The sequence below is a fragment of the Peribacillus simplex genome, assembly GCF_001542915.1.
GTDB classification, from domain to species: Bacteria; Bacillota; Bacilli; order Bacillales; family DSM-1321; genus Peribacillus; species Peribacillus simplex_B.
The window spans coordinates 125813-150841 of record NZ_LNNH01000046.1 but is presented as its reverse complement, the minus strand read 5'-3'; the positions used below and the strand labels follow the sequence as shown (position 1 = coordinate 150841).

Here is a 25029-nt window from a genome sequence, read left to right as displayed (position 1 = left end):
CTCAGCCTCCGCTAACTAATCGTTCAACGCAATGACCAGCCTCGAATTCAGCCTGAAAAGCTTCAGAAGCAATCGTTAAATTAATGGCCGCCATTTCAATATAACCGCGTTTCATCGATTCACGGAACTCTTTCTTTTTACGTTCACGAAGATACATTTTTGTGGCACGATAAATAAATTCACTGCGATTCACATTTTCCTCACTCGCATACCCATCTAGTTCAGTTAAAAAATTTTGAGGTAATCGAATTAATATCTCTCTTGTTGCGCTGGATTCAGACACAAACATACACCTCCACCATCACTACACACCTGTATTATATATCCTTTTCAATATTACCATTAAAATGCCTATCTGCAAAGAGTATATTCTATTCTCAATCCTATTATCAGCATAATAAAGGAAATCTTATTCACATTCTTAGGATTTTTTTACAATCGGATCATTCCAAGATGTAGTTTCGGATATGTTTTTGCTGGTTATCTTTTATATATACGCGCGGTACCCTTGCCCCTATCATGCAGGTTACCTCATAATTGATCGTTTCCAGTTTCGCAGCTATCTCATCAATGGAAATCGTTTCCAGTCCGTCAGCACCAATGAGTGTAACCTCCGTCCCGACAGGGAATGATCTAGGGAGCTTGATCATGCATTGGTCCATGCAAATCCGGCCGACAATCGGAACCCTCATTCCATCTATAAGCACTTCCTGACCTTGCAGCTTACGGATCCAGCCGTCAGCATAACCAATCGGCAAGGTTCCGATCCATTCATTTCCTTGTGCCGTATAGGTCGCCCCATAACTTACACTTTCACCTTTAACCAGCTGCTTAACCGCGACCAATTTCGTTTTTAACGAGATGGCTTGTTGTAATGGAAATGGCACTATCGGCTTCATTTCCATCGATGGGCTTAGGCCATACATGGAAATACCCATCCTTACCGCATTCCATACCGGATCGGCAAACCTCAAAGATGCAGCACTATTGGCGGCATGGACAAATTCCGGAAGTGACGTAAGCGCAGTGAGCATCCCTTTAAATACGGCAAGCTGTTTTTCATAGAAATCGGTATTCAGTTCATCTGCCGTCGCGAAATGAGTGAATATCCCTTGAAAGTTGAAACACGCTTCCTTTTCAAGCGAACTTTCCACTTTCATCAGTTTATTTTTATCGCGTATGCCAATCCTGCCCATACCGCTGTCCACTTTTATATGAACCTGAAGGACTTGTCCCGGTTTAAGCTGGGCCTTTGCACTATCCAGCCAGGCATCATCAAAAGCTGTCACGGAAATCCCCTGCTCGGCAGCAATCGCCGCGCTTTCCGGCCTGGAGATCCCAAGTACAAGAATCGGAGCAGTTATCCCCTTTTTCCGGAGAGCCAGCGCCTCATCCATAAAAGCAACGCTTAAAAAATCAGCGCCCGCTTCAAGCGCCGTTTTAGCCACTTCATAATCCCCATGTCCATAAGCATTCGCTTTAACGACAGCGAATAGGCTGACGCCAGTTTGCAATCTTGTTTTCATTGAAGAAATATTTTCATGAATATGATCCAAATTCACTTCTGCCCACGTATCTCGATGAAATAATTTCGTTTCCAAGCCCATTTCCTTCTTTCTCATGCTTACGATAAGATTCTTCCCATAGCAAAGTTTGCTTTTCATTATACGACCATTCTATAACCAACCGCCAGAAAGATAAAGCGCTTTTCACCAAAGAATCTAATTTCCCAAGATACAGCCCGTTGCCGGATGAAGCTGATCCAAATGATAACAAGCCGCTTCCCCGCCTGCTCTTCCTAGAAGAAACCTTCCTAAGGAGACGGGAAACATCAGCTTGTTTTGCAAACCTATTTGACTGGATCTCCCCCAACCGAACGGGCCACCTCTATCATCTCTACCTGCGTCAAATCCTTTGATGCAAGCATATAATCCACACCTTCAAAAGTCCACGCAATCGTATTTCCAGTCATGGCTCCAACTGTATAACCCAAATCAACCGGATCACCATTCACATTCGTTGAAACGGAAGTTTGGACCACTTCAGCTTTTTCCTGAACCAATGTAAAGCTTTTCGTGCCCTCATATGTCAAAACGACACGTTCCCCATCATTATCGGTCTTGATTTCCTTTTCTTCCGTCAAGCTCATATCACCAATATTCTCAGGGTATTTCACTGCAAAGCCTTCATTTTGGACTTCTGCCATAACAGGCGCTTCAAGTTGTGCGCTTGTCATGTTTTTCTTCATATCAAATGAATCCTTATCAAAGGTCGTATCGAATTTCACTTTTGAAAATTCAACAAGGACCAACGCCGTTTTATCCGGGTCCATGACCTTTACACTGACTGGGGATAGATCCTTTTTGTTTATAGTAATCTCTTGATAAGGCAACATTTTATTGTTTTGGTAACGTGTCTTCGTTTCAAAGACATAATGTTTATCCGTTTCTTTGTATGTTGCACTTTTATCTTCCGTAATGTCTTTCACCAACGACTCGAATAAATAGGCCTGACTGCTGTTCTCCGGCCATTCACTTTGAAATTTAAAGCTTTTATTCAAAGCGGGCGTCAATACATACACACCATCATCATTCTTCAAAATCATTTGGCTTTGATCCTTCTCTTCATTTTTTAGGTTCACGCGATAAAAAGACGGATCCTTATGCCAAATTTCCACATTATATACTTGAGGTTCCGTGCCCATCTTCAACGTCATCTTCGCGTTAGCTTTATATCCCTTCATCTCGCCAAGCTTCTCATTCAATTCACTTACTACATCACTCTGTGATTTTTGGCCGCAAGCAGAAAGAGCAAGCAAGAGCATGATCCCTGCAAAAAGCATTAACATCTTCTTCATCTTTTCAACCCCTTTTTGTCATTTGAACGTAAAAGGGAGAGGAAAAGGCAGGATCCGGACATTGGCTCGACTGATGTCTTAGACTCCTCAGCATTTTAGCGCGGACCTAACATGATCCTGCTAAAAAGCCCTCTTAGAGCCCCCACTCTGCCATGTACCTTCTACCGGGCCTTGTCTCCCTATAGCACTAAATGTATATGAGACAACCTTAAGGTTTATGACCCGATCGGACAAAACTCAATCCACCCTCTCAATGATGACTTGGGCAACCGCATAATCACGGCTGTGGCTAATCGACAGATGCACCCCATTTGAAAACGGCTTGGAGATGGCCGGCTTTCCCTTATCATCCGCACTGATTTCGATATCCAAGAAGGATAAGTACTTACCGATTCCCGTACCGTATGCTTTTGAAAAAGCCTCCTTGGCTGCAAAACGTCCAGCAAAATACTCGATCTTCCTTCTTCCGTTCAACCCATCAAAAATCAAGATTTCCTTTTCCGTCAATATACGCTCCTTCAATCGCGGTTGTCGTTCAATCAATGTTTCCATTCTATCCAATTCAGTTATGTCCACGCCGATACCTTTAATCACTTTGACACCTCTTCTATTCAATTGATATGTTGCATAGTATTAGGAGGACTCTTTTACCTAGAAGGTGATAATATGGTCCCTAATTAAAACGATGCCCAGGAGGAATTTATGTTTACAAGAACCGAAAGCTTCCGCGAATATACCACTGCCTATCGAGCTGTGACTGCGCTCATTTTCATCATGATGCTCGTTTTCGTTCTCGTCCTTTTCCCCATAATTCCCGGCAATTTACTTTTTTATTACGGCTCAGGTGTAAATTTATTCATCAATGATGGACAATGGTGGCGATTGGTCACCCCGATTTTTCTCCATAGCACATTCACGCATTTACTGTTCAACGGGTTCTCGCTTGCCATCTTCGGACCAGCCCTCGAGAAGTATCTCGGTTCCTTTAAGTTCTTAATTTTCTTTTTGACGACCGGAATCCTGGCCAATATCGCGACCTTCTTATTTAAACCGCTCACTTATACCCACATAGGTGCAAGCGGTGCGATTTTTGGTTTACTCGGTTTCTTTCTTTACCTTGTGTTATTCAATAAAAACAATTTTACGAACAACGAAAGAAATACAGTCTATACACTGACCGGAATCGCCATCATCATGACCTTCATCCAACCGCAGATCAATGTTGTCGGTCACTTGGCCGGCCTGGTAATCGGCGTTTTAACCGCACCACTATATTGGAGAAAAAGATGATAGGAAAAAGAGCCGACTCTTTCGATCATTGGGAGTCGACTGCTTTTTTAGGTACATACCAAGATTCGATTGTTCGGCAATCCCCTTCTTCAACATCCCTGACAACGCCGACCCGGGAATGAACCCCAGACTTGATCGAGGCTGATATCGTGGCCAGTCCTTTCCGGCTCTGAAACCAGCTTTTTTTATAGGAAACGGATTGGATCCTGCTTCTTTGCATGATCAAGGTTTGCTTAGAGAACAAGCGATGGCTCAAAAGCAATAAATCTCCTTCTATATTCCATCCGGCATCCCTATATTGCATGTATGCCCAATAGATCCCCAACGGCAATAACAGTAGGGATAGGAAGCCCCAAGGCTTGAAAAACCAGGACAAGACACCAATGATAGGGATGATAAAAAGGGCTTTACGAAAAATGTAGCGGGAAATTGCCCGTTTAGGTATCGGGGTCATTTCCATAGTCGTTTGATAAACTGGTAACATTCCCCCTAATTTCCCTTGTAAATGCTTCTTCTTGATAAAAGGGAAAAGCATGATGGATAAGCTTTCTTTATCTTCAATACTGCCGCCCGCATATTCGAGGTAAACAGTCGCGAATCCCAACGGTTTTCGAACCAAATTTTCGATGATCCGAATTCCTTGAATTTTATGGACAGGGATGGTCAACTGCCTTTTCTCGAGAAGTCCTCTGGAAATGATGAGTTCCTCCTCCGTTTTCATCACGGTAAAAGAAGCATATTTCATGACCATGCTTAATGTGGCCAGTACATATACGGCCAATAAGCCCAATATTGCAAAAGAGGTCAAGATAACGGTGCCCATTCCAACAAAGTCTTCATAGTTCTTAAATATCCGTTCAAAAGGAATGACCTCATCAAACTGTGAAATAAAAGCGATGGCCCCAGATAAAAAGACCCCTACCGCTCCCGAGGTGGCAGCCATGAATACTAATTGCGGCAACGTCTGCTTATAAACGGAAGAAGCTATCACGACTTCTTCATTACCGGTCCATTCATCTTGTTCCAACCCAGGAGGCTCACTCGCTTTATTGTTTTTTTCGGCACTTATGAAGGCATTGATGCGCTCGGCATCACGTTTACTGATTGCCGATAAAACGGCATCCGCTTGGGTTCCTCCTGCCGTTTCAATATTGACCTTCACCAGACGGAATATCCGTTGGATGATGCCCTCCGAAATATCGATGCTATGAATCCGACCAAGCTTGATATACCGTTTCTTCCTTACGAACACCCCAGACTCGATTCTAAACTCGCCATCTTCTATGCGATAAGTAAAGCGTAGCCATTGAAGGAACGCATGAACGATCAAAAAAAGGACAATGACGGAAATGACTAGCGGTTGTACCCACCCAGGAATTCCTTCATTCCTTCCAGGAATAACGATCACCAATACGAAAGGCAGAACTAACTCCTTGATTGATTTCAAGATATTAAGCAATACAGCTATGGGGTGAAGCCTCTTTAATTCAGACATCTTCCTCCTCCACACTGGCCATTCTGGAAATGTAGCGCCTCAATTCATCTGCCTCTGCAAGGTCGAGTGCAGGTATAACATGCATGGTTGCCGCAGTCGAAATTTCCACGGAGGCCAACTCATATTTTCTTAACAACGGTCCTTGCTTCGTTTCAACATGCTGCACCCGAATCATCGGAATGAGTGTTCTTTTTATGATGAAAATACCGTTCTGGATGTCAATATCCGTATTCCGTACTTCATAACGCCATCTTTTCCATTTTATCGATGGCATCAAGTAGATGGACAGATACGACTGGATGATCGAAATGATGAATAAAATACCAACAATCCAATATGTCCACTTAAAAAAGATGGTAAGCGTGAGTATCGCAATGGATATGATCCAAGTGATTGCAGAGCCTATCAATCCACTGATTTTCCAGACGGTCAAGGCCTTATTCGAGATGCGATTTTCCGGTTCCATGAACCCTCCTCTTCCGCATGGGGATATATTTTGAAGCATTATCCAGCCTGCGTACTTTTCTCCATTATACTATAATAATCCCCTCTCAATTAACCTGCTTTTTCGGGACTTCTCTTTCAAAAGAACCTGGCTGGATTATACCTATACATAAAAAAAGCCGCTCAATTGAGCGGCTTTCATAATTAATTAAATTTTATTGGATTTTTCTCTTTTTTGGCTTGTGCTACGGTTTCCGTAACCATTGGATTTACGGTTCGAACTTGGGCGTTTGCTTGATCCGCTGCCGTAATCTTTTCTGCCTGAAGAACTGCGGCCATTGCGCTGTCTGTTATTGGAAGAACTGCTTCCCCCGCGATTGCGACGCATTGGAGATGGAGACTCTTCGGTTAACTTGATTGGCGTTTGATCCGGTTCTTTCGTCATTGATTTAAGCATGGCAGCCACTAGGTCAGCCGCACCATGTTTTTGCAATAATTCTTCCGCTTGACCAAGATATAATGTTAAATCATCATTCTCGATTGTAGAAAGGATTTTTTCAGTAACTGCTTTTTGTTGGCCTTCCAACGCTTCAGTCAATGTAGGAGTTTTAAGTTTTTCCATACGTTTTTTCGTTGTATGTTCAACCGCATGCAGTTGGCCTCTTTCTCTTGGTGTTACAAACGTAATGGCAATACCATGTTTACCCGCACGACCTGTACGTCCAATACGGTGAACGTAACTTTCAGGATCTTGAGGGATATCAAAGTTGTATACATGTGTAACGCCTGAAATATCAAGACCACGTGCAGCCACATCTGTTGCAACTAGAACATCGATGCTGCGATCCTTGAATTTTTTCAATACGGAAAGACGTTTAGCCTGGCTAAGGTCACCATGGATTCCTTCAGCCATATAGCCGCGAATATTCAAGGCAGAAGCCAATTCATCGACACGGCGCTTCGTACGTCCGAAGACAATCGCAAGATCCGGTGTTTGAATGTCAAAAAGGCGGGCCAATGTATCGAATTTTTCACTTTCTTTTAGCTCCAAGTAATATTGCTCGATGCGATCCACTGTCATTTCTTTCGCTTTCACGCGCACAAGAACTGGTTCATGCATGAATCTTTCAGCGATTTTACGGATCGGATCAGGCATTGTAGCTGAGAAAAGCAATGTTTGCCTTTCGTCAGGAACTGTTGAAAGGATGGATTCGATATCCTCAATGAATCCCATGTTAAGCATTTCATCCGCTTCATCAAGAACTACAGTATGAACTCCGCCCAATTTAATATTTTTACGTTTGATATGGTCTAAAAGACGACCAGGTGTACCAACGATAATATGTGGTTTTTTCTTCAATGCACGGATTTGACGGTCGATATCTTGTCCACCATAAACCGCCAGAACACGAGCGCGTTTTCCGTAGCCAAGCTTGAAAAGTTCTTCAGAAACTTGGATGGCAAGCTCACGCGTAGGTGCGATGACAATCCCTTGAACGTTTTCATTGTTGATATCGATATTCTCCATCAACGGGATGCCGAATGCTGCCGTTTTACCTGTTCCCGTTTGCGCTTGACCGATGATATCTTTACCTTCAAGTGCTAGAGGAATCGTTTGGGATTGAATCGGGCTTGCTTCTTCAAATCCCATTTTTTCTATTGATTTCATAGACGTTCTATCTAATCCTAATTCGCTAAACAATGTCAATGTTTTCGTACTCCTTTTTATATCGTAAATTTACACGTGCATTCAAGAATGATGCACAGATGTTTAGTTCAAATCCTCATCATCATGACGGATGTTCTACTTTATCTCTTATGCAAAAGTTTATCATTATCACCTAAAAGTATGTCTGCCTTTTAGTTCAAATGAACTCAATATGATTTTTTAAAAAGGAAATATACCAGCACGAGCATTCACTGGCATTTTTAGCTTCGCGCACGTGTAGAGTTATTTTTAACATACGCACATCTTTTTAAAAGTACATGTAACCAAAATTAAATTCAATATGGAAAATTAAAAGTAGCATAAACGGGTGTTTCACCGTTTTATTCAGGTGAGGGCTGCTGCACCTTATTCAACAGACTTAAAAAGACTGTATGAACAAAACTTGACGAGAGCCAAGATTCTTATACAAAACAGGCCCGGTGCGTTGAGGATTTGCAGAAGTGGAAAAGCGCTAAAATGCGGCTTGATTCCCTATTAGCTACTAAAGCCGCCAAGAGATGCAGCTTTTATATATGACCAGACGCGCGGCCTATTTAATCTAAAATAATCTCAAGAATGAACTCATGAAACATGTAAGAACATACAATTTTGTTGCCTCAACCTGATTAATTAAACTAATCATCAATGATAAGACATTTAAACTCATACTTCATATTACCATTTTCAAACTGTTAATGCAATAAAGGATATCGACCCATTCACTGTTCCCTACAACTTTTCATCACTTCGAAAATAAGATAAGTCCAAATCATCCATACGAATCCCGCCCTGTATCACATTTGGGGAGATGATGTCATAATTCCTTCTGGAAAAATGAACCGACAGGATTCTTAAAGGACCCACGCTTACTATATCCCAATACAAGGTGTAGGATTCTTTATTGAATAAGCACAATCAATACTTATCTGAAAGGTTTTACCTACTATATGATATGTATTTCGAACAAATAGTTTCAACCTGATTTTGAACCATGCTTCTCCAACTCCAATTCCTCATCTCAATCTCCCCCTTCCAAAAACCTAGGCATTCCAACTCAATGAATGTATATTTTTTCAATTTTAAAAGAAAAAACGGTAAAAACCGTTATGGATTACAGTATGATAGACCTATAAACATAACACTTAAGGAGGCTGTATGAATATATACTCATTAGATATACCTGCATGCAAGGAGTTTTGCCTATTGTTAAAAACAATGAACAAGAACGTCACTTTTTTGGAAAATCCAATGAAACAAAGATATCTATTTCAGGAATCAACGGACCTCATGCAAACACTATTCATATTACCATTGCACTTTTCAAAAGATTCCTGGCAGCAAACGGCCTTGTTTAGCTTAGCCGAATCCCTTGAAATTCCGATTTTGTTCATTTATAAACGGACGAAAAAAATGAGAGTTCCTCCTAAGTTACCAAAAAAGACCTTATATCTGACCATCCCCGTCCCTGCTGACCCGGTGGAAGTCAACATCAAGTTAAACTCACTCCAAAACATCAGCATGCACCTGTTCTCATTTAAAATGAAGGGACAGGAACTTGAAAAGATATATCAGAAGTCGGCAAGGAGCATGCGCATCGCAAGGGGCTTTCAACATTTATGCTTACCTACACCAATCCAAAATAACCATATTGAGATCAAAGGCCTTTCCCAGCCTTCCACTGAATTATTAGGCGATTTATTTTTCTGGACCGAGGTAAGTGACGGCAAATACGCTTTCATCATGATCGATATGTGCGGAAAAGGCATACATACAGCGCTTGTACACATGTCCATCCGAACCTTGATACCCGAGCTGATAAAACGGATACGGGATCCTATCCTCATAATCAGGGAACTGAAAAAGCATATGAAGGGTTTATTCCAGGGAATGCATTGGGAAGATACATTCAATGCCTGTTTTTCAGCCTTCATTGCATACGTGAATACAAGGAAAAGATTCATTGAATATGTGAACTGTGGACACCCCCCAGCCATTTTGCATGCCCCAGACACCAATTACATTCTCAAACTGAGTGAAGGGGCTGGCCCTATAGGCTGCATTAAGGAAACACCGATAACAAAAGTAGTATTTCATTACGAACCAGGAAGCCGCTTCATCATTTATTCAGACGGCCTCTCTAAATCTCCTAGCCCTTCCGCCGCTGAACGGACAGAACGCATCGAGAAGGAATTCATTGAAAACGCCCATCTTTCTACACACGACCTACTACAGGCGCTCTTGCTATCAAGAATGAGGCATTCCGAAATTGATGATGATATCAGCATCATTGCCGGTACACTTTTTTAGGATAAACGAGCGCCTGCAGAGGTATGCAACGTTTATTGAGAGAACCAAAAAAATCTGCAGATCAACTCCATGATTATCGAGTTGGTCTGCAGCCTGATTGAATCAAATAAAAACAACCTGTTTAAAAAAACCTTACTTCTGTAAAGCCTGAACGACTTCCTCCAACTTCATGCCCCTGGACGCTTTCACAAGGATGATGTCATTTGCCTGCGTCGATGTTTTCAGCTCCTCAATAAGCTTATGCTTATCTTGGAAGGAACGAACATTTTCTGCAGGAAAAGCTCCGCTTGCTCCCTTGCCAATAAACTCGGCCAAAGGACCATAGGTGAAAATCTTATCAATCCGGTCATTTGAAATCAATTCACCAATTTTCAAATGAAAGTCTTTCTCCTGCGGTCCCAACTCCAGCATGTCTCCCAGAACGAGGATTTTTTTCTCGAAACCGGATAAACCTTCGATCAGCTCGACAGCGGCCTTAACGGAAGTCGGACTCGCATTGTACGCATCATTGATGATTTTCTGCCCTTTTGCGCCCTCGACCAATTCCATCCTCATATTCGTTAACTGAATGGTTGACAGGCCTTTTCGGATGGAGGAATCATCCACACCGAACTCCTTCGCAACCAAAATGGCTGCCAATGCATTAAGAACATTATGATGACCTAAAACGGGTATTTCGTATTCAGCTTCCTTTTCATCACAGGCGATGGTAAATGTGGTGCTATCGGTCCCTTGGGTGATCAGCTGTGGAAATAGATCATTTTGTTCGGTGCGGCCAAAAGATATTACATTCAAATCAGGGAGATCCCTTTTGATCCGATTGCGAAGCAGCGGTTCGTCTCCGTGATAGATCAGCACGCCATCTTTCGCCAAGCCTTCGACAATCTCCAGCTTTGCATTCGCAATTTCCTCACGTGACCCCAAATCCAATAAGTGCGATTCACCGATATTGGTAATGATGGCTACATCAGGTTTTGCCATTTTGGACAAAAATTCGATTTCACCGCGGCTGCTCATTCCCATCTCCAAAACGGCCGCTTCGGTATCCTCTTCAATCGAAAGTACCGTTAGTGGCAAGCCTAGGTGATTATTGAAATTACCGTTCGTTTTATGAACTTTGTACGTAGTGGCAAGCAGGGCAGCCGTCATATCCTTCGTCGTGGTTTTCCCGTTGCTTCCTGTAATCCCGACGACCTTTATATTCAGCTGAGAAAGGTAGGAACGCGCTAATTCCTGAAGTGCTTTTTCCGTATTTTCGACAATGATTAATGGTAAATCGGTAGGGGGATTCGGAACATCCTTTTGCCAAAAAGAAGCTGCCGCTCCCTCCGCCAAAGCCTGCTTGACATACTGGTGCCCGTCAACTTGCCCCCCCTTAAGCGGAACGAACAAGCATCCTTCTTTAACTTTTCTTGAATCAATGGTGACCCCTTCAATTGCTACGGATTGAAATGAAGTGATATCATTCAATCCAGCTGCCATTTCATGCACTTGTTTTAACGTTCTCTTTATCATTTTGTTCCTCCTACATTCTTCGAAACATTAACCGATCTCCCATCCATTAACCAAATGAAGCAGAAACCAGTTAACTGCCGGCTCCTGCTAATTTGGACCCATCAAAAAATGACCATTTGACGGTTTGTTGAGATAACTTATACATCACCTGATGATTAGACGGTATATTTGATTTGCTGTTTTTCTTGATGGCGTTCCAAAGCAAGCTTCACGAGTTTTTCAATCAACGCTGGATAGTCGACTCCCGTATGCTTCCACAGTAATGGGAACATGCTGTAAGGAGTGAATCCTGGCATCGTATTCACTTCATTAATATAAATTTCACCATCTTTGGTCAAGAAGAAATCAGCTCTGACCAACCCTGAGCAATCCAATGACTTAAAGGCTCTTATTGCCATATCGGATAATGCAGCATATTCGCTTTCGCTTATCTCAGCCGGGATGACCATTGCGGAATTGCCATCCTCGTATTTTGCTGAGTAATCATAGAAGGCGAAGTCTTTTTTAGGGATGATTTCCCCTGCCACCGAACAAGTCGGATCGTCATTGCCGAGAATGCCAAACTCCACTTCCCGAGCAATGACCCCTTCTTCAATGATGATCTTCCGGTCGAATTGGAAAGCCTCAGCTACCGCTTTTTCCAAGCTTTGTGCATCATCACATTTGCTGATGCCGACACTGGAACCTAAGTTCGCCGGTTTAACAAAGCAAGGGTACCCTATTTCATCTTCAACCTTTTTAATGCCAGCTTCCTTATCGGCCTCCCATTCGGAGCGAATGAACCACGTGTACTTCACTTGAGGAAGTCCAGCTTGGGCGAAGATGTTTTTCATGATAACCTTATCCATTCCAGCTGACGACGCTAATACGCCATTCCCTACATAAGGGAGATTCAGCAGTTCCAACATTCCTTGAACCGTGCCATCCTCTCCATTTGGACCGTGAAGCAATGGAAAAATGACGTCATATCCAGTCGATTCACTATTTTCATCAGTTGAATGTGCTTGCAGCGCCAGCGGGGAAGTCGTTTTTTCAGGTAAGAAAGTCAAAGCCGCGACATTCTCGGCAGGTGCCGTCAATTTCGGTCCATTTATCCATGAACCTTCTTTTGTTATGTAAATCGGATATATATCAAACTTTGCTAAATCGAGAGCTTTAATGACCGCTAAAGCTGTCTGCATTGAAACATCATGCTCCGCAGATTTTCCACCATAAAGCAAACCAAGTTTAGTTTTCATGAGTTATTACCCTCCAATATTCTTTTAACCATGTTCATTGTATCATTTTACACTAAAACGGGAAAAGCGAAACTTCCATCATCGATGCATTTCCAATCATTTCTAAGGGCTGCCGTTCACTGAATCCCCTCTTATCTTGTATGCATGGGATAGTAAGTCTTACTACTAAAGAATGAAAAGATCGAGAATCTTCACTTGTAGGAATCATTTTTGATGACACAATCCCATATTTTTTCCTTTCTGCTGAAAGTGATGAAGACATCCGGACTCTTAGCGTTTCGGTCTGAAAAGTCCTCATGCATCTCGTCCATGTTTAAATAATCACCTACGACCCATACAGGAATTTCTATTTTCGCTCTTGAATATTTAGCATCTCGAAACGAAAAAACGATGCCCTCGGCAAGTATCGGAATCAAGGTGGAAATAACTTCCAGAGGAATGGCCGTCAACTCTTTTTTCTTTCGGACTCCGAGCCACGTCCGCTCTACTTTCAGCAGCTCCAGCTTTAGGGGGATCAAACTTCCCAACATTATATAAAATGTTGAAAGAGATCGAAAATAGACCTTATTGAACCATCCATCGTCCTGTGCAAGGTACGCAAGTTGGTTATTCAATTTAGGAAAAAAAGGAGGCTGCAAATGGGTCTTGGTATGACCTAAATATAAAAGCTCCGCCAGTTCCCTTCCTTCCAGCTCATTCAGCCCTTCCGCCTCTTCAAAGTCGACCCAGCAAAAATCACCATATGAGCGGACGTTTTCTTTAAGAAGCTTGGCGATGGACTCTGACGAAGCACTCTCAAGCAGCACATTCAAATTGTATTCCCCACCATCGAATTGATGTTTCAATAATAAGATGGAATCCAAGGCAAATGGCAGTGAATAGGAAAACTCCCGAAAGTTGAGTCCATTAAATAGGACAAACCGTTGGGAAGCTTGCATATGCATATATAATATATCATCGCTAACATTCTTCATAACCAGACCCCCTCCGAACTTGCAATCAATACTGTTATTTTAACAAACTTTTTGGTTTTGACGTAGGTTATATAACCGAGAATATTCATTCATCCTCACTAAATACGGAAGCTTGCACTACACTTTCACCTTTATATAATGAACTAACTCCGCACATTTAAATATCCACATGATAAAAAATGGGTACTCATGATAAGGATGGAGCCGAGGCAATCTGGAGAACAACTCTGAACCGGAATGACCAAATTCGCCTGGTGTGATGGTAAGATTTCAGGAGCATTTGAGACCCTATGTGATACGGGGGTGTCTTTGCAGCCGTCAATAGACGAAGCCGCGTTTTAAATTAAAAAAAATCCAGAGTGAACCTTCACTCTGGATTTTCGTTATTAAGAAACTTGTTTTAATTCCTCGGCGGATGGAGGATTGAATTGACCTTCCCATTTAGAGATGACAATTGCAGCCAGTGAATTACCGATTACATTGACTACCGTACGTCCCATATCAAGAATACGGTCGATACCGGCAATGAACGCTAAACCTTCGACAGGAATACCAACGGTTCCCAATGTAGCTAAAAGAACGACGAAGGATACACCCGGTACGCCTGCAATACCCTTGGAAGTAATCATCAGTACAAGCATTAACGTAACTTGCTCATAAACACTCAAATCAATTCCATACATTTGAGCGATGAAGATAGCTGCCAATGCTTGATATAATGTCGAGCCATCAAGGTTGAATGAATATCCAGTCGGGATAACGAATGTAGCAATATGTTTCGGGCATCCCGCTTTCTCCATTTTTTCCATGATTTTCGGAAGAACGGCTTCTGAACTTGCAGTAGAGAACGCAAGAATCAATTCCGCTTTAAGAAGTCTAATTAACGTAAAGATGTTGAATCCTACAAATTTTGCAATAAGCCCCAGAACGACGATAACAAAGAAAATCATGGTTCCATATACAGAAAGCGCTAACTTCCCTAACGGAATTAAAGATTCCAAACCGAACTTGGAGATGGTCACACCAATTAGGGCAAATACCCCGATAGGAGCGAATTTCATGACCATATTGGTTAAGTAGAACATTCCTTCTGCTGTACCTTGGAAGAAACGGAATACTGGTTTACCTTTTTCACCGATGGCCGCGATACTTAGTCCAAACAATACGGAGAAGAAGATGATTGCCAGCATATCGCCTTCTACCATGGCTTTTACTGGATTGGACGGCACAATGTGAACGAGCGTGTCCACAAATGATTCATGCTGCTTCGTTTCTGCTGTATCAACATATGTGGAGATATCTGTTTGTTCCAGATTATTCATATTCACACCGGCACCAGGCTGGATGATATTAGCTGAAATCAGACCAACAGCAATCGCTGTAAGGGTTACCACTACAAAGTATGAAAGTGATTTAGCACCCAATTTACCTACAGCTTTCAAATCACCTACGCCCGCAACTGCAACGATCAGGCTTGACACAATGATTGGTACAACAATCATTTTGATCATTCTTAGGAAAATGTCCCCGAATGGCTGTAAAAAGTTTTGAGCTGTCGCATTACCATAAAAAATGGCTCCAACGATTATCCCTAGAATTAAACCAATGAAGATCTGGCTTGCTAAACTTAATTTAATTTTCTTCATGTACTTTCCTCACCTTCTATAAAGTCTTTGATGCAAAAACGTTTGTCTCGGTAAGGGAAACAGATACTAATAGAAAGAAAGTAATTTTTCTTTTTTTGAAAAACTCTATCTTTACGCCGAAAAAAAAGACACTTCATGTGTCGATTTCTTATTGGCGTGAATATTCACACATGTTCCCTTAAAGACGCTGACGAGGTTAGCTGTCGGGTTAGGAATTGGAAACACAAATGCCCTTTCATTTCTGAATTCACCCCTAGCGGATTAAATCCACAAAGTTGGGTCCCCCGTTCTTGAATAAGATTAAGCGAATTAACTTATAATAAAATATTATACTAAAAACTTTAATCTGTAAATATTTATTCTTGTCGAACATATAAAAAATCTTTAAAAATGTCTGAAAATTCAGTATAGTAGACCGATTATACAAAAAATTATTTTCTAGATTTATCTAAAATAGTTATACCGATATATTATTCAGACTCTTTTCACACAAAGATTTTAGCTATTTTTCAAGGACTCCGAGCAATAAATATCTTACCTTTTCCCTAGTGGTGAACGTCTTGTAGGTTTTAATCTTCACTTGTTCGAAGTGAACGGGCGTAATGAAATGAGAATGGTTTTTCATCACATTCTCCGGTTCCATCAGGATGGCATCTCCTACTGCAGGTCCCTTTATAAGTTCCTGTTTTCCTTCAGCCTTAAGCCCCAATGTCACGTATTGTTTATCCAAATAGCCTTTTTTCGTCAATTTGTAGACATGCGGTTTTTTGGTTTGTTGAACAGCTCCTACAGGGACAGAAGGTACACCCGCCTTTTCATTGGTTATGACGGATAGGTTTACCTTGGATCCAACCAACAACGGCTCAGTTTCTTCACCTTCCGTTTCGATCATCGCTTGAAATGGAAAACGGTTATCTTTTGTTAGTGTCGGCTCTTCTGCCGGATACGAATGGATACGGCTTATTTTCCCCTTTAATTCCTTTTTTAGATCGGGGACGCTTGCCTTTATAGTCATGCCCACTTTGGCTTTTTTCATTTCACTTTCGGAGAAATACCCTTCAATTCCCATATTTGCCGACGCAATGGATATGATGGGATTATTAAGGTTTTTGTTAATATTTTTAACTATGCCGTCAGCCTCACTGGTCGTCTCGACCGCGCTGGTCTGTGTCTCGATTGAACTTAACTGGGTACTCAACATCTTCACTTTCTCGTTCAAACGGCTTTTTTCGAGTTCTTGCTTGTACATTTCTTGCTCGATGTTACTTTTAATAAGGTCCGAGGAGCTTGTTGTTATATCAATGTTCAACTTTTGTTTTACCGAATCATCAATGACCGCTTTATCAGGATCCCGGTCCAGATTCCCTTGATAGGCCCTCAGCTTCGCTATGTATTGGTCGATCCCTGAAATTTCTCCTTCAGCAGCCGTTTTCTCCGCTGATAGATCCGCTTTAAGCGCATCAAGCTCCGTTGTCGTAAACTCAAACAATGATGTGCCAGCGGTAACCACATCCCCTTCTTTTACGAGGAATTTCCGGAAGTCGTTTTTCTTGGCATCGAAATAAATATCATGCACTTCTGCAGGCTTCACAATCGCCTTTGTTTGAATGGTTTCCGTAATGGTATCTTTTTTTACCTTTGACCAGTTTTCCACGAAAACGGTTCGTTCCACTTTGCTTTCTTTCTTTTCAATAAGATATATGTTAACTGTTATTAAAACGATCGACGCAACGGAGACCGCGGTTATCTTCCATTTCCCTTTCATTCCCCTTCACCCGCCTTAGACAAATACTCCCACATGTATGTATGCCAAAAAGGCTTTGGCAAACCATGTGACCAAATAGAATAGCGCAACCAATAAAAAAATCAAATAATGATTTCGTTCTGAAAATCCCTTTATATAGAAGTATTGCAGGGATATGATCAGCAATTGAAAAATGGTGATTTCACTGAAAACATGTATAAAGTAATCATTGCTGAGAAAATGCTGACTTATGACTCCGAGTGAAAAAGGATTGCCGTCGTTTCCTACATGTAACAATATGAACATCGGAATCAGCAAAACCTTTTCCAATAACTGCAAGCAAAATAGGATCATTTGAACGATTACTACTTTTATGTATGGGACATCCCCGATCATCCAAAAATAGAGAGACGCTAAAAATATGTATAAAGAAGGGTAAAGGAGACCGGCAATCATATTGCCGCCCATGATCAGCAGCTTACCCGCTTCGAATTCATTCATACTCATCGTCGTGATTTGCTTGGAAAAGGTTTCGGAACCAATCCCAAAATATCCACCAATGGCAAATACAATAAGACTAAGAAAATATAACAATAGCAATTTACTTCCAAGTCGAGTGATCGCCTCAGCATTTTGCAGCTGATAACGACTCCTGTCAGGCTCAAAAATGCCCTTTAACAATCTTACCTGGTAAACCATATGTGTTCCCCCTGCAAAAATTGATCTTTCTTCTAATATTTTATCTTATTTTGGAAACAATTGCAGATATAAGGAACCATTAAAACAAAAAACACATAATTAACCCCCGCTCTTCTCTAACTTGGGGTTAATACCGATAAATGGTGTTCAAGCACCTTAATTCCCGCAGGAGTCTGGCTGCTATAGTTTTCTCCATCCATGTCCACATCAAGCGGCGTCTTCGTTTCAATAGTTAAATTACTGCCCTGTACATAAGTCACTCCGGAATTCGAACCGAGATTTTCGGACCATTCACGTTTCATCGTTATTAATTCTAAAAAAGTACTAAAGTTTGCATTTTCCAAAATGGCAACGCCTAATTTCCCATCATCAGGATTCAGCATCGGAAAAGGCAAAACATTGGTCCCGATGAATGAGCCATTCATGACCAAAATCATGAGCGCTTCCCCTTCCATCTGTTTCCCATCAAATTCGACTTTGAATTGGAAGCCGTCATTATCTCCAATCGTCCTTATCGCGCTTAATAAGGAACCGATCTTTCCGAACCGGTTTTTTTCCTGATCATCAATATTGTTCGAGGTCTCGGAAACAAGTCCAATTCCCCAGAAATTAGAGAAATACACATCATTGGCCACCCCGATGTCAATGGGACGAACCTTGCCATTAACAAGGGCCTCCGCAGCTTGGCGAACATTTTGGGGAATGTTTAACGTCCTGGAAAAATCATTGCAGGTCCCTCCAGGTAAAACACCGAACAACGGCCGCTTCGCAAGTGGTGATAGACCGTTTACACACTCATGGACTGTTCCATCTCCTCCTAATACGAAAACTACATCCATCTCTTCCCCATATTCCAAGCAAAAACGGTGAGCATCGCCTTTTTCTTTGGTTTTCATAATAAGGAACTCATCTATTTGTGGTGCAATCACCGGAAGACAACCTTCGAGGTTTCTTGCCAGTTTGTGATTACCTGCATTCTCGTTATAAATCAGCATTCCTTTTTTCCATCTCATGATCTTCCCCCCTATACGTATAATGAACAAATCACATTTCACTACCTATACTTTCTCCTAAACCATATCATTTGAAACGCACTCATGACTAAATGTAATTTACGTACTCTATAAAAAAAAGAGGCGTTGCGCCCCTTTCTTTCATATATTCGTTAAATATTCCTTCATCGTTAAGACAAGCTTTGAATATAAGGGGCCCTTCTTATCACTTTTTTCCAAGAATAATAAAAGGCTCTCCAATATTATCGATCTTGGCTTACCGTTAGATAGCTCTTCTTGAATCGCACTCAATGCTTTCGTATTTTTACTCGCTTTCCTTCCTTCTTCTTGGGTTTCCATTTCCAATAGTTTAGTGATGATCAAAAGGATTTCCTCTTTTGGATTAATGTCATGCAACGTGCAATTCGGCAAAGGAAAGTGCTTCAATAGTGGGTCTTCCATGTTTTGCAGGCTTGCGATTATCGAATCCAACCGATTCAAAAAGAAGTTAGGGAATAATTCCACATCAAAAGCATCTTTTTTCCTCATGAGGATGCCCATATATCCTTTGAACAATGAATCCAGCATGACTGTGCAGTCCGGCAGAAATTCTGCAGGCAGTTCCGGGTATAACTCCGTAATTTTACGCTGGAACCAAATCATCCCTTCTTCATGGATATAATGCAAGAACTGATCCAGTTCTTTACTGATATGTACCATCTGCTCCTGCATCAGCATTTGAATTAAGTTGGTATTCCCCGTCATATGTTCAATTTGAACGGAGATTTGCCCTAGAAACCTGTCTTTATTGGACAAAGAAACATCAAGCTCCCAATCGAGCAAAGCGTCCGTCAACGCTTCATAGAAGTACTTGAAAATGGATACGAGCAGCTCTTCCTTCGATTTAAAATAATTATAAAAAGACCCCTTTGCTATCCCGCACTTTTCGGCAATCTCTTGAACCGAGGTAGCATGATAGCCCTTCTCCGAGAAAAGCTCTACCGATTTATCTATGATCAATTTATGTTTTTCATTCATCAGATCCATCCTATCCTTAAAATATTGTCCCTGTATGACCATCGAGTCACTTCATCCACATTGTATCTCAAAACCCTTGAAACCTCAATGATATGACTACGGATTACTATCTGTTGCAATCGTAATTAATATGCTATATATTTGAGTCTATGACCGGCTGGTCACAATCTTATGTATGGAGGGTACAAAGCTTGAATTCGATAATCAAATTTTCTTTAAAGAATAAACTGGCAATCTGGTTGCTTACAATCATCATCGTTGCAGCAGGTTTATATTCCGGTTTAAACATGAAACAAGAAACCATCCCAAACATCTCCACCCCTTTAATCAGCATCTCCACCGTATATCCCGGGGCTGCACCTGAGGAAGTAGCCGATAAACTCACAGACCAAATTGAACAAAAAGTCACCAATCTATCAGGAGTAGAATTGGTCAGTTCGTCTTCCATGGCCAATGTTTCTTCCGTCCAATTGCAATATGATTATGATACGGACATGGACGATGCTGTAAAAGATGTGAAAGAAGCATTGGAGAAGCTCGAACTGCCTGATGGCGTAGATGATCCAAGCGTGTCCAAGTTGGAATTGAATGCTTTTCCGGTTGTCGCACTTAGTGTAACCGATAAGGATTCTGATTTGCCTGCCCTGACAACAAATGTCGAGGATGTGTTAGTTCCTAAACTTGAAGGAATCGACGGGGTGACATCCGTAACGATTTCAGGACAACAAGTTAATGAAGGCAGCCTTGAATTCGATCAAAAAAAGATGGCACAATACGGGCTCAATGAAGAGGACGTAAAAAAGGTCATTCAAGCCGCTAATGTCAACATGCCGCTTGGCTTATATAACTTTGACGATAAAGAAAAAACGATCGTGGTTGACGGTAACATCTCCACGCTAAAAGACCTGAAAAACATTAAGATCCCCTTAACTGGCGGAGCACAAGCAGGAGCACAAGCACAAGCACAAGCAGGAGCACAAGCACAAACAGCACCGGCGGCACAGGGGCAAGCGGAAGCTAATCAAGCGGCCCCAGGAACGGCACCAACTGCTCCCCAAATGCAAAGTGTCAAATTATCGGACATTGCCGACGTGAAAATCATCGGTAAGGCTGAGTCCATTTCGAAGACAAACGGCAGCGAATCAATTGGAATACAGGTTACAAGATCGCCTGATGCCGATACAGTCGCCATTGTCGATGAAGTTCAAGACCAAGTTTCCAATTTTAAAGATGAATTTAAAGGCGTGGGCGTACATACTACGCTTGACCAAGCAAAACCGATTAAGGACTCTGTCGAAACGATGATTAGCAAGGCCATTTTCGGCTGTCTGTTTGCTGTCATAGTGATCATGCTTTTCCTAAGAAACTTCAAAACGACCCTAATCTCCGTCATTTCGATTCCACTATCCTTGTTGGCAGCCCTTTTGGTGCTCAAACAAATGGATATCTCACTAAATGTCATGACATTGGGAGCCATGACTGTTGCGATTGGCCGAGTCGTCGATGACTCAATAGTGGTAATCGAAAATATTTATCGAAGGATGGCACTAAAAGGCGAACAATTAAAAGGCGGCGAATTGATTCGTTCCGCCACTAAGGAAATGTTCATCCCTATCCTTTCATCAACAATTGTTACTGTAGCCGTATATCTGCCATTGGCAAGCGTTACGGGACCTGTTGGCGAGCTATTCATGCCATTCGCTTTAACGATGGTGTTTGCATTAGTCGCATCATTAATCATTGCCATCACTCTTGTACCGGCCATGGCAGACTCATTATTTAAAAACGGCCTTTCCGAAAAAGAGTTGAAGTCACATGAAGAAAAACCAAGCAAGCTATCCGGTTTCTACCGCAGGGCACTGAATTGGTCATTAAGCCATAAATTGATTACATTCGGTACAGCTATAGTATTATTGGTCGGCAGCTTATTCCTCATTCCAAGCATCGGCGTCAGCTTCATGCCTGCAGATGAAGAGAAGCAGATCATCGTCACTTATACTCCAGCACCAGGCGAGTTAAAAGAGGATATTGAAAAGGAAACGGAAAAAGTAGAAAAGTACTTGATGGATAAGGATGATGTTGAAACAGTCCAGTACACACTAGGTGAAAACATGATGAGCGGCATGATGGGCGGCTCCAGTAATTCCGCGCTCTTCTATGTGCTTTATGATGAAGACACCGAAAACTTCGGGGAAAAGAAAGAAAAGATCATAAAATATCTGACCAATCTTGACTCTCCCGGAACGTGGAAGCAACAAGAGTTCACATCTACATCAAGCAATGAAACGACTCTTTATGTCTATGGAAATACACAAAAAGACATTGAACCGGTAATCAATGATATTCAAAACATCATGAAGAAAAATAAACAATTGAAAGATGTCGATACAAGTCTATCCGATGCATATGAGCAATATACACTTGTGACAGACCAGAAGAAACTTAGTGAACTTGGACTAACAGCCGCCCAAGTCGGCATGTCCATTGCAAATTCGAACAAAGACGATGCTTTGACCACTATCAAGAAAGATGGAGAAGAAGTCAAAGTTTATGTAGAGACAGAAGAAAAGACATTCGAAGATAAAAAAGATCTCGAGAATACGAAAATCACTTCTCCAATGGGAATGGAAATACCTTTGAAAGAGGTTGTTAAAATCGAGGAAGGTAAGGCATCCGATACGATAAGCCGCCGCGACGGAAAAATTTACGCGGACGTTTCTGCAACGATCAAATCGGATGATGTTGCAGCAGTAACCAAAGAGGTGCAAAAGGAAGTTGATAAATTAGACCTTCCAGCAAGTGTCACTGTAGACTATGGTGGTGTGACCGAAGATATCCAAGAATCGTTCACTCAGCTTGGAATCGCTATGTTGGCAGCCATCGCAATCGTATACTTTGTCCTTGTCGTCACTTTCCATGGCGGGTTAGCTCCGATCGCCATTCTATTCTCCTTACCGTTCACGGTAATCGGAGCTTTAGTAGGCTTATTCATTGCCGGTGAGACCATTAGCGTTTCAGCCATGATGGGTGTGCTCATGCTTATCGGTATCGTTGTAACCAACGCCATCGTATTGGTGGACCGGGTAATCAAAAATGAAGAATCCGGATTATCTACACGTGAAGCGCTGCTCGAGGCGGGCTCTACCCGTCTACGCCCAATCTTGATGACCGCCCTGGCTACGATCGGTGCTTTAATTCCGTTGGCCATAGGAGCGGAAGGCAGCGGCCTGATCTCACAAGGCTTGGGAATTACCGTAATTGGCGGATTAGTGAGTTCCACCTTGCTGACACTTGTCATAGTACCGGTAGTATATGAAGTAATCATGAAAATAGGTAAAAAGAAGAAAAAAGCAGCTAAATAAAGATCATTGAAAAAAGCCCTTGTAGCAGACACTTAACAAAAGTGGCGACCTACAAGGGCTTTTTTATGTACAATGAAATGGACCTTGAACAAAACGATAATAAGGAAATAATACTAAAAAAGCCCTCAGTGAGGTCTTTGGGCGAGCGGATCGATTAAAATTGCCTATAACGTCGTCGTGCCGTTATCAGCGGCCCCGGAAGGCAGGATAAAAGTTGGAGGATAAAACCCGGCCTGGGATCATTTGATTTCACCGAGGGAGACACATACCAAACAGCCCAGCAGAGACCGCGAGTAGCTCCTCAAGCCCCGCTCCCTTCCTTTCGATAAGCTAAGGTTGGGCGTATACCTGTATTTCCAAGGAAATGCTTAGGTCCTTTAAATGACACAAAAAAAAGGAAAGACCGTTCCTTCCTTTTACTTACCTATGAATCAATGCTTGGTGAATGTTTGGTCAATCGCATCTTCCAAATCCAGTGATTTTTCCTTTAAATAACGCTTTGTCACATTTAAATCTTTATGACCGGCAAGCTTGGATATCGTTTGAACATCTATCCCATTATCCACTAGCCTTTGGCAAAAGGTATGACGCAATTTATGCGGATGCACATTATATTTTTTCAATATATATTGAACCGATCTCGGAGTGATTCTTTGATTATAACTCGAAAGGAACAAAGGATCTGCTTTATCTTTTAAAGAGTATAGATAATTCTTTACATGCTGAATCGCCGATTGTGTAAGGGGAATGGTTCGATCGATTTCACCTTTTGCATTTCTGACTAGTATGCAATTCCGCTCCTGATCCATGATGACGTCAGAGCCATTTAAGTCACATAATTCAGAAACACGGATTCCAGTATGCAACAACAGGTACACGATGGCGATGTTCCTTAGATTTCCCTCTGCTTCTATATCCCTCAACAGGATTTCCTGCTCTTTTATATTTAAAGTTTCAGGCACCTCATGCTTGTGCTCTTTAACCTTACGCTCGACAGAGAGCATTATTTGCGGTTTTCCTAAAAATTTGAAGAATACATTTAGGGCGATATAGTGTTTTTCAATTGTCCCTGGGCTTTTCTTGCAATTTTCTAAATTATCAAGATAATCCTGAACATCTTCAGAATCAATCTCCATCAATATCTTTTGTGTCTGGTCACAAAACTGTGAAAGGACACCAGTATATGTTTTGATCGTATTATCTGATTTGCCTTGGTCTCTCAACCATTCAGCAAACGAAAAAATCATTTCATCTTTAGCAGAGGTATCCATCGGCTATTCCCCCAATGACAGTTTCAGAACTAAGTTAATTTTAACATATATCCCTACAGAAACGAAGAATTCTGTCCAGATGTCTTCATCTGGTTAAGAATATATAGAAAGAAGGTGACGTATTTATCCATATATCATAAAAAATGCTTCAAATATAATATGCCCTAACCTATTCTATATAGTAATATCATTATTTGAAGCTGATAGCCGCTTCCTTTCTTCATGCAGTTGGATACAGCGTGGATAAGGATATATCTCGCAAAAAAAGACCAGCCGGATGGCTGATCTTGAAATGGCTTGGCGGCGTCCTACTCTCACAGGGGGAAACCCCCAACTACCATCGGCGCTGAAGAGCTTAACTGCCGTGTTCGGAATGGGAACGGGTGTGACCTCTTCGCTATCGCCACCAAACATATGAGGAACGTTGTTCCTTCAAAACTAGATAATAT

Annotated in this window: 19 protein-coding genes, 1 rRNA gene and 1 riboswitch; of the genes, 3 read left to right on the top strand and 17 right to left on the bottom strand. The window is 41.7% G+C overall.

Annotated features, from left to right (window positions below):
- Position 1 precedes the first annotated feature (1 nt).
- From AS888_RS20545 to acpS, 4 genes are all read right to left on the bottom strand, one after another.
- Positions 2-283 carry a CopG family ribbon-helix-helix protein gene (locus AS888_RS20545; protein WP_034306380.1) on the bottom strand — a complete coding sequence of 94 codons (282 nt, stop codon included), beginning with the start codon at positions 281-283 and terminating at the stop codon, positions 2-4.
- Positions 284-443: 160 nt separating this feature from the next.
- Positions 444-1622, bottom strand: a complete 1179-nt coding sequence (alr, locus tag AS888_RS20540; protein ID WP_260320322.1) for an alanine racemase — start codon at positions 1620-1622, stop codon at positions 444-446.
- Between the two features lie 227 nt (positions 1623-1849).
- A complete protein-coding gene (locus AS888_RS20535; protein ID WP_061143974.1) occupies positions 1850-2857 on the bottom strand; it encodes a LolA family protein in 1008 nt (335 codons plus the stop codon).
- A gap of 237 nt (positions 2858-3094) precedes the next feature.
- A complete protein-coding gene (gene acpS / locus AS888_RS20530; RefSeq protein WP_061143973.1) occupies positions 3095-3451 on the bottom strand; it encodes a holo-ACP synthase in 357 nt (118 codons plus the stop codon).
- A gap of 108 nt (positions 3452-3559) precedes the next feature.
- Between acpS and AS888_RS20525 the strand changes: the two genes are divergently transcribed.
- On the top strand, positions 3560-4147 hold the full coding sequence (locus AS888_RS20525; RefSeq protein WP_061143972.1) for a rhomboid family intramembrane serine protease: 588 nt from the start codon (positions 3560-3562) through the stop codon (positions 4145-4147).
- A gap of 25 nt (positions 4148-4172) precedes the next feature.
- Here the strand turns inward: AS888_RS20525 and AS888_RS20520 are convergent, their stop codons facing one another.
- The 3 genes from AS888_RS20520 to AS888_RS20510 form a co-directional block, all read right to left on the bottom strand.
- Positions 4173-5642 (bottom strand): PH domain-containing protein, encoded by a 1470-nt coding sequence (locus AS888_RS20520; RefSeq protein ID WP_061143971.1) that lies wholly within the window; start codon positions 5640-5642, stop codon positions 4173-4175.
- Complete coding sequence (locus AS888_RS20515) at positions 5635-6108, bottom strand: PH domain-containing protein (RefSeq protein WP_061143970.1); 474 nt, start codon at positions 6106-6108, stop codon at positions 5635-5637. The genes AS888_RS20520 and AS888_RS20515 overlap by 8 nt, the downstream gene beginning before the upstream one ends.
- A gap of 186 nt (positions 6109-6294) precedes the next feature.
- Positions 6295-7794 (bottom strand): degradosome RNA helicase CshA, encoded by a 1500-nt coding sequence (locus tag AS888_RS20510; RefSeq protein WP_061143969.1) that lies wholly within the window; start codon positions 7792-7794, stop codon positions 6295-6297.
- A 1203-nt stretch (positions 7795-8997) separates the two neighbouring features.
- On the opposite strand from AS888_RS20510, the gene AS888_RS20505 reads away from it, so the two are divergent.
- Positions 8998-10101 (top strand): PP2C family protein-serine/threonine phosphatase, encoded by a 1104-nt coding sequence (locus AS888_RS20505; protein WP_061143968.1) that lies wholly within the window; start codon positions 8998-9000, stop codon positions 10099-10101.
- A gap of 132 nt (positions 10102-10233) precedes the next feature.
- On the opposite strand, the gene AS888_RS20500 is transcribed toward AS888_RS20505, so the two are convergent.
- From AS888_RS20500 to AS888_RS20465, 8 genes are all read right to left on the bottom strand, one after another.
- A complete protein-coding gene (locus AS888_RS20500) occupies positions 10234-11616 on the bottom strand; it encodes a UDP-N-acetylmuramoyl-tripeptide--D-alanyl-D-alanine ligase (RefSeq protein WP_061143967.1) in 1383 nt (460 codons plus the stop codon).
- Between the two features lie 155 nt (positions 11617-11771).
- Positions 11772-12854 carry a D-alanine--D-alanine ligase gene (locus AS888_RS20495; RefSeq protein ID WP_061143966.1) on the bottom strand — a complete coding sequence of 361 codons (1083 nt, stop codon included), beginning with the start codon at positions 12852-12854 and terminating at the stop codon, positions 11772-11774.
- Positions 12855-13045: 191 nt separating this feature from the next.
- On the bottom strand, positions 13046-13828 hold the full coding sequence (locus tag AS888_RS20490) for a hypothetical protein (RefSeq protein ID WP_061143965.1): 783 nt from the start codon (positions 13826-13828) through the stop codon (positions 13046-13048).
- A gap of 386 nt (positions 13829-14214) precedes the next feature.
- Complete coding sequence (locus tag AS888_RS20485) at positions 14215-15474, bottom strand: cation:dicarboxylate symporter family transporter (RefSeq protein ID WP_061143964.1); 1260 nt, start codon at positions 15472-15474, stop codon at positions 14215-14217.
- A gap of 170 nt (positions 15475-15644) precedes the next feature.
- A riboswitch (cyclic di-AMP (ydaO/yuaA leader) is annotated at positions 15645-15791 on the bottom strand.
- Positions 15792-15976: 185 nt separating this feature from the next.
- Positions 15977-17239, bottom strand: coding sequence for an efflux RND transporter periplasmic adaptor subunit (locus AS888_RS20480; RefSeq protein WP_061143963.1), 1263 nt, complete (start codon positions 17237-17239; stop codon positions 15977-15979).
- A 15-nt stretch (positions 17240-17254) separates the two neighbouring features.
- Positions 17255-17917, bottom strand: coding sequence for a hypothetical protein (locus AS888_RS20475; protein WP_061143962.1), 663 nt, complete (start codon positions 17915-17917; stop codon positions 17255-17257).
- A 116-nt stretch (positions 17918-18033) separates the two neighbouring features.
- The gene (locus AS888_RS20470) at positions 18034-18930 is read right to left on the bottom strand and encodes a diacylglycerol/lipid kinase family protein (protein WP_061143961.1); all 897 of its coding nucleotides are present in this window, start codon (positions 18928-18930) and stop codon (positions 18034-18036) included.
- A gap of 141 nt (positions 18931-19071) precedes the next feature.
- Entirely contained in the window at positions 19072-19947 is an 876-nt protein-coding gene (locus AS888_RS20465; protein WP_185113141.1) for a TetR/AcrR family transcriptional regulator, read from the bottom strand.
- A gap of 191 nt (positions 19948-20138) precedes the next feature.
- Between AS888_RS20465 and AS888_RS20460 the strand changes: the two genes are divergently transcribed.
- A complete protein-coding gene (locus AS888_RS20460; RefSeq protein WP_061143959.1) occupies positions 20139-23309 on the top strand; it encodes an efflux RND transporter permease subunit in 3171 nt (1056 codons plus the stop codon).
- 431 nt (positions 23310-23740) lie between these two features.
- Here AS888_RS20460 and AS888_RS20455 read toward each other — a convergent pair whose 3' ends face one another.
- Positions 23741-24580: a tyrosine-type recombinase/integrase gene (locus AS888_RS20455; protein WP_061143958.1), complete on the bottom strand. Its 840-nt coding sequence runs from the start codon at positions 24578-24580 to the stop codon at positions 23741-23743.
- Between the two features lie 295 nt (positions 24581-24875).
- Positions 24876-24991: ribosomal RNA gene (gene rrf, locus AS888_RS20450) — 5S ribosomal RNA — on the bottom strand.
- Positions 24992-25029 lie beyond the last annotated feature (38 nt).